The following is a 6,637-nucleotide window of genomic DNA, read 5'->3' as shown; positions in this document are numbered from 1 at the left end:
TTGTCTTTAGCTGAAAGGGCGTATCTTATTGAAATGTGGTTAGATCATTGATTTTTGAAAGGTAAATTTTTTCTTGCCATAATAAAGTTAATATTAAGGCAATCACGATCAAAAAAATTGCCTTGTTTTCAGCAGGCAGCGTCGTTATTGCGTAAACTTTAAAAACTTTACCAACTCGCTGTTTCTTTAAGGTCATTTGTACGCTTTACTCACCGCCTTGTGCTGTGCGGCAAGAGTGTTGCGGCATATTTTGTTTGGAAAGGATACTTGGGTGGCTCTTATGACGCATGATGCTTTTTCCCTTCGCGGCCTCGCGGCAGGCTGCGCGCTTTTACTTCTCGTGGCCCCTGCTGTGCAGGCGGCGGATCAACTTCCGGATGCGCCATCGATTGATGCGCGAGCCTGGATCCTGATGGACTATGCCAGCGGCAAAGTATTGAGTGAAGGCAATGCCGACGAGAAACTCGACCCGGCCAGCCTGACCAAAATCATGACCAGCTACGTGGTAGGCCAGGCGCTGAAAGCAGGCAAAATCAAACTGACCGATACGGTCACCGTCGGCCGCGATGCGTGGGCTACCGGTAACCCGGCGCTGCGCGGCTCCTCGGTGATGTTCCTGAAGCCAGGCATGCAGGTATCGGTTGAAGACCTCAATAAGGGCGTGATAATTCAGTCCGGTAACGATGCCAGCATCGCCATTGCGGATTATGTCGCCGGTAGCCAGGATTCGTTTGTCAACCTGATGAACGGCTATGCGCAGAAAATCGGCCTGACTAACACCACCTTTAAAACCGTCCATGGGCTGGACGCGCCGGGGCAGTTCAGCACCGCTCGCGATATGGCGCTGCTGACCAAAGCGATGATCCATGATGTGCCGGAAGAGTACGCGGTACACAAAGAAAAAGAGTTCACCTTCAATAAAATCCGCCAGCCAAACCGCAACCGTCTGCTGTGGAGCACCAACCTCAATGCCGATGGTGTGAAAACCGGCACCACCGCCGGCGCGGGTTACAACCTGGTCTCTTCCGCCACCCAGGGCGATATGCGCCTTATCGCGGTAGTACTGGGCACTAAAACTGACCGTATCCGCTTTAATGAGTCCGAAAAACTGCTGACCTGGGGCTTCCGTTTCTATGAAACCGTTACCCCAATCAAACCGGATGCCACCTTTATTTCTCAGCGCGTGTGGTTCGGTGACAGTAATGAAGTCAAACTGGGCGCCGGCGAAGCCGGATCGGTGACTATTCCACGCGGGCAGTTGAAAAACCTGAAAGCGAGCTACAGCCTGACTGAGCCGCAGCTCACCGCGCCGCTGGCGAAAGGGCAGGTGGTGGGCACCATCGACTTTAAACTCAATGACAAAACCATTGAACAGCGCCCGCTGATCGTCATGGAAGAAGTGAAAGAGGGCGGCTTCTTCAGCCGCATGGTCGACTTCGTGCTGATGAAACTGCACGGCTGGTTCGGCAGTTGGTTCTCTTAAGCGACAGGCCGCGCCCTATGGGGCGCGGTTAGTACAGCAGTGAAATTTGCTTTTCTTTCGCCAGCGCCAGCAGATCGTCATCCGGGCGAACGTCGCTGGCGATGACGTCAAAACGCGATAACTCCCCCATCCGCGCCGGCCGCACTTTGCCAAACTTACTGTGATCGACCACCAGCACATGGTAGCGAGCATTATTCATGGCCCAGTGTTTCACCGGCAGCTCTTCCAGGTTATAGCAGGTCGCGCCTTGTTCGCAGTCGATACCGGCGGCGGAGTAGTAGGCGATATCCGGGCTGAGGTGGCTCAGGGTATCCTGCAGGCTGAGCGGCAGAAAGATGGCGTTGCTGGCGTGGAATTCGCCGCCGCAAAGAATAGCGCGGCACAGCGGTTTTTCCTGCAAGGCGAGAAAGGTATTTAACGAGTAGCATACGCCGGTAAACGGCAGCTCGTTATCGATAGCGTCGATTATCCATGGCGTCGTGGTGCCGCAGTCAAAAAAGGCCATCTGATGCGCTTCAAGCAGCCCGGCGGCGTGGCGCGCGGCGCGGCGTTTTTCATCCACCAGACGGGTTTTCTGATCGCTCAGCAGGTAGTGCGTGGCGCTACGCGGCTCCAGCACAATATACCCGCCCAACAGCACCACCGGGCCGCTGTGGCCGTTCAAATCGCGACGAATGGTCATTTCCGACACGCCAAGCAGCGAGGCTGCTTCTTTCAGGTGAAGTTTATCGCTGCGCTTGAGTGCCTGAATGAGCTGGTTAATGCGTTCGTCACGACGAGTTTCCATATACCCTCTGAGCTAAAATCGCCCTGCAAGGGCAGGGCGTCAGCTTGATTTTACCCGGCAGCGAGGGGTTCGTCACCTGTCAGACGTTAGCCGCGTACCCAGCCTTTACGAATCGGCAGCGAGAAGCAGAGACGATACAAACGTTGCAGCCATTGGTAGAGGCCATGACCGCCGCTCTGCCACAGCAGTTGCGCCCCAAGGCAGCCGCACATGCCGGCCAGCAGCCCGCCCAGCATGTCCAATGGCCAGTGTACTCCGAGATAGACGCGCGACCATGCAATCGCCGAGGCGATGACCAGCAGCAGCGCCCCGGACCACACCCGGTGCCAGAATAAAAACGCCAGCGCGAAGGTAAAGATGACGGTGCCGTGATCGCTTGGGAACGAGTCATCCGCCGCATGATGCAGGAAGTTATAGCCGACGCCGTCAACAAACGGCCGGTCATGCGGAAACAGATGACCGATAACCCACGAAATAGACAGGCTCAGGGCCAGGGCCAGCATGACCTTGAATACCAACTGACGCTGGTTTGGCCCCCATAGCCACAGCGCCACCACCAGCAGCGGCACAATGATAATTAAGTCTTTGGCAATAAACGTGGCGACCTCAATCGCCCACCACGAGGAGGCCGGGGTGGCGTTAATCAGGGCAAACAGCGCGTAGTTGATATTTTCCAGCATGCTTCCAGTCTCTGGTTACGATGGCAATAAGCCGCTCACCTTATTGAAAGGAAACGATAAGGTAAAGCAGCATTGTCTTAATTATCAGTTTGTTACGAAATATACCTGTCAGATGCCCTTGCCAGCATGTCGACCGAGAAAGTATATCGGCTGTAATCTCATTGAAACATAAACGAAATATAAATATTAGTTTCATGCCGGAATGTGGGCTGGCGATATTTTTCATTGTCACTCACAATTCACTATCTCCACGGGTCGACTTTCATTAAACTTTGCGCGATTTTTTTTTAATTAAGAGATTGCATGCAGAATTATTCGCTATCAGGTAAACGCCTCGGTCGTCAGGCGTTGCTGTTCCCGCTGTGCCTTGTGTTATATGAATTCTCCACCTATATCGGCAACGATATGATCCAACCGGGTATGCTCGCGGTGGTGCAGGAGTTTCAGGTCGGCAATGAGTGGGTTCCCACCTCTATGACCGCCTATCTGGCGGGGGGGATGTTTTTGCAGTGGCTGCTGGGGCCGCTGTCGGATCGTATTGGCCGCCGTCCGGTGATGCTGACCGGGGTGGTGTGGTTTATCGTCACCTGTCTGGCGACGCTGCTGGCGCAAACCATTGAACAATTTACCCTGCTGCGTTTCCTGCAGGGCATCAGCCTGTGCTTTATCGGCGCGGTGGGCTATGCGGCTATACAGGAGTCATTTGAGGAGGCGGTATGCATCAAAATTACCGCCCTGATGGCTAACGTGGCGCTAATTGCCCCGCTGCTCGGGCCGCTGGTCGGCGCTGCCTGGGTGCATATGCTGCCGTGGGAGATGATGTTTGTGCTGTTCGCCGTGCTGGCGGCCATCTCCTTTGTCGGGCTGCAGCGGGCGATGCCGGAAACGGCGACGCGGATGGGGGAAAAGCTGTCGGTAAAAGAGCTGGGGCGCGACTATCGTCTGGTGCTGAAAAACCTGCGCTTTGTCGCCGGGGCGCTGGCGACCGGTTTTGTTAGCCTGCCGCTGCTGGCGTGGATTGCGCAATCGCCGGTCATTATTATCAGCGGCGAGCAGGCCACCAGCTATGAGTACGGCATGCTGCAGGTGCCGATTTTCGGCGCGTTGATCGCCGGCAACCTTGTACTGGCGCGTCTGACCTCGCGCCGCTCGGTACGCTCGTTGATTATTATGGGCGGCTGGCCGATTATGTTTGGCCTGCTCCTGTCGGCGGCGGCCACGGTCGTTTCGTCCCATGCTTATCTGTGGATGACCGCTGGTTTGAGCTTCTACGCTTTCGGAATTGGCCTGGCTAACGCCGGGCTGGTGCGCTTAACGCTGTTCGCCAGCGAGATGAGTAAAGGGACGGTATCGGCGGCGATGGGCATGCTGCAGATGCTGATCTTTACCGTAGGCATTGAGCTTAGCAAGCATGCTTATGAGCTTGGTGGCAACGGCCTGTTCAGCCTGTTTAACCTGTTGGGCGGGGTGCTATGGCTGGGGCTGATTATTTACTTCCTGAAAGATAAAAGCGTCGGCAGTTCGCAGCAGGCGTGATACTTAGCAACCCGGATGCCCAAAGGCATCCGGGGTTTCATCAGGCGAACGGCGCTTCGCGATTCAATACCTTATCAATAATATGCAATACGCCTTCTTCGTTATTATGCGGCGCATGATGACTGGCGACGGCTTTGACCTCCGCTTTGGCATTCGCCATGGCGAAACCAAAACCGGCATGCTGCAGCATTTCAATATCATTACCGCTATCGCCGAAGGCCACCACTTCATGGTTCTCAATGCCCCAGCGCTCTTGCAAAATGCGCAGGCCGTTGGCTTTATGCACGCCAGGGATGATTAAATCGATACTGCCGTAGCCGGTGGCGACAGCGGTAACCATATCGCCCAGCGCCGCGTGCAGCTTCGGTTGAATTTGCGGAATCAGATGATCCGGCACGTTCAGGCCGAATTTGAGGATCGCGTCATCGAGATGGTTAAAATCATCCACCAGTTCGAGACGGTGATAGTACTTCGCGGCCACCGCTTTTAACTCGTCGTTATAGCTGTTGAGCGTATAGGCGCTGCGTTTGCCGCAGGCGATAATTTCGATATGCGGCAGCGTTTGCAGGTGGTCGACGACGGCGTTGAAATGCGTCGTCGGCAGCTGACAGTTAAAGATATCTTCTTTACCGCTCACCACCCAACCGCCGTTTTCGGCGACGAAGGCGATTTCATCGACCAGCTCCGGGAAAAACGATATCAGTTGGTAATACTGATTGCCGCTGGCGACCACAAAGCGAATACCCTGTTCACGCATGCGCTGATACTGCGCCAGAAAACGTGGGCGATTATAGGTCTTGGCATCGCTTAAAAAGGTGCCGTCCATGTCTACCGCAATTAGTTTGATGCTCATTAGCTATTCTCCATCACAGGTTCAGGCTGCGGTTTGGCTACCGCGCGGGCTACCAGCGCCGCCACCATCACCAGGCCAAGTACCACCATCATGGCGCTACGCAGGCCAAAGTGTTCGCCAAGGAAGCCCAGCAGCGGTGGCCCGACGAGGAAAGCCAGGTAGCCGGTAATCGCCACGACGCTTACACGTTTAGGCGCATCCGGGCCGGTATCGCTGGCGGCGGAAATCGTCAACGGGAAACCAAGCGAAGCGCCGAGTCCCCACAGCAGTACTGATACCCCGGCAACCCAGGTGCTGTCGACAAAAATAATCAGCCCGATACCCAGCGCGCCCATTACCGCGCTGGCGCGTACGACGGTGACGCGGCTGTAGCGGTCGATAAACCAGCCGCCGGTGAAGCGGCCGAGGGTCATGCCGAGGGTGAAACCGGCGTAAATCAGCGAACCGGAAGTAGGGCTAAAGCCATGGCCGTCGACCATCAGCAGGGGCAGCCAGTCGTTAGCGGAACCTTCGGCAAAGGCCATTGCCAGCACGATCACCCCGATCAGCAACAGCTGCACGTCGCGCCAGACCGGTAGGCCTTTGGCCTCGCTATGGGCGGATTCGGCGGCGTTTTTGCCGGTACCGTCGGGGATGGCTCGAATAGCGATAACGATGGGGGCAATCGCTACCAGCGCGGCGATCAGAATATGCGGCGCGGCGGGCAGGCCAAAACCGGTCACCGCCATACCGATGCCGGCGCCCACCAGGGTGCCGAAGCTGTAAAAACCGTGCATCATCGGCAGCACGGTTTTATTCATTTCCCGTTCAACGGCGGCACCTTCGACGTTAATCGCCACTTCCGCCGAGCCGAAGCTGGCGCCAAAGATAGCCAGCCCAAAGGCGAACAGCGGCGCAGAGGCGAGCCACAGCGCGAAGCTTAGCACCAGCATGCCCGCCACGGCGCACAACATGGTGGTGCGGATGACTTTACGGGTACCGAAGCGCTTCACCAGCCATGCTGAACAGAGAATGCCGCTCATCGAACCAATCGACAGGCCAAATAGCACCATCCCCATCTCAGCAGTGGAAAGGGTCAGTAAATCGCGAATCGCGGGCGTACGGGTGGCCCAGGAGGCCATCAATAAGCCGGGAATAAAGAAGAACATAAATAGCGCCCACAGCCGAAGCTGGAGGGCTTTGCGAGAAGTTTGCGCCGTCATCCATAAACGCCCGAGAAAGAAGAGTTGCAGACAACAGTAACAAGGTTGTGTACATTTGTACACATTCCGCTATCGCTTGATTTGCATAGCGCACAG

At 55.8% G+C, this 6,637-nt stretch carries 6 protein-coding genes; 2 read left to right on the top strand and 4 right to left on the bottom strand.

Going from position 1 to position 6,637, the window contains the following annotated elements; translation table 11 throughout:
- The first annotated feature begins 280 nt into the window (after positions 1–280).
- The gene (gene dacC / locus PGQ95_RS22800; RefSeq protein WP_045396363.1) at positions 281–1,483 is read left to right on the top strand and encodes a serine-type D-Ala-D-Ala carboxypeptidase; all 1,203 of its coding nucleotides are present in this window, start codon (positions 281–283) and stop codon (positions 1,481–1,483) included.
- A gap of 28 nt (positions 1,484–1,511) precedes the next feature.
- Here the strand turns inward: dacC and deoR are convergent, their stop codons facing one another.
- Positions 1,512–2,270, bottom strand: a complete 759-nt coding sequence (gene deoR / locus PGQ95_RS22795; RefSeq protein WP_015367546.1) for a DNA-binding transcriptional repressor DeoR — start codon at positions 2,268–2,270, stop codon at positions 1,512–1,514.
- A gap of 86 nt (positions 2,271–2,356) precedes the next feature.
- Positions 2,357–2,950: an undecaprenyl-diphosphate phosphatase gene (gene ybjG, locus PGQ95_RS22790; protein WP_045359985.1), complete on the bottom strand. Its 594-nt coding sequence runs from the start codon at positions 2,948–2,950 to the stop codon at positions 2,357–2,359.
- Positions 2,951–3,253: 303 nt separating this feature from the next.
- Here ybjG and kdeA point away from each other — a divergent pair, with 303 nt between their 5' ends.
- Positions 3,254–4,486 carry a multidrug efflux MFS transporter KdeA gene (gene kdeA, locus PGQ95_RS22785; protein ID WP_015367543.1) on the top strand — a complete coding sequence of 411 codons (1,233 nt, stop codon included), beginning with the start codon at positions 3,254–3,256 and terminating at the stop codon, positions 4,484–4,486.
- Between the two features lie 40 nt (positions 4,487–4,526).
- Here the strand turns inward: kdeA and PGQ95_RS22780 are convergent, their stop codons facing one another.
- Together PGQ95_RS22780 and PGQ95_RS22775 are read right to left on the bottom strand one after the other, a co-directional pair.
- The gene (locus PGQ95_RS22780) at positions 4,527–5,339 is read right to left on the bottom strand and encodes a Cof-type HAD-IIB family hydrolase (RefSeq protein WP_087859993.1); all 813 of its coding nucleotides are present in this window, start codon (positions 5,337–5,339) and stop codon (positions 4,527–4,529) included.
- A complete protein-coding gene (locus PGQ95_RS22775; RefSeq protein WP_087859992.1) occupies positions 5,339–6,541 on the bottom strand; it encodes an MFS transporter in 1,203 nt (400 codons plus the stop codon). The genes PGQ95_RS22780 and PGQ95_RS22775 overlap by 1 nt, the downstream gene beginning before the upstream one ends.
- Positions 6,542–6,637 lie beyond the last annotated feature (96 nt).

It is taken from the genome of Klebsiella sp. 141240 (assembly GCF_050600805.1).
GTDB classification, from domain to species: Bacteria; Pseudomonadota; Gammaproteobacteria; order Enterobacterales; family Enterobacteriaceae; genus Klebsiella; species Klebsiella aerogenes.
This window is presented reverse-complemented; position numbering and strand designations above follow the sequence as displayed.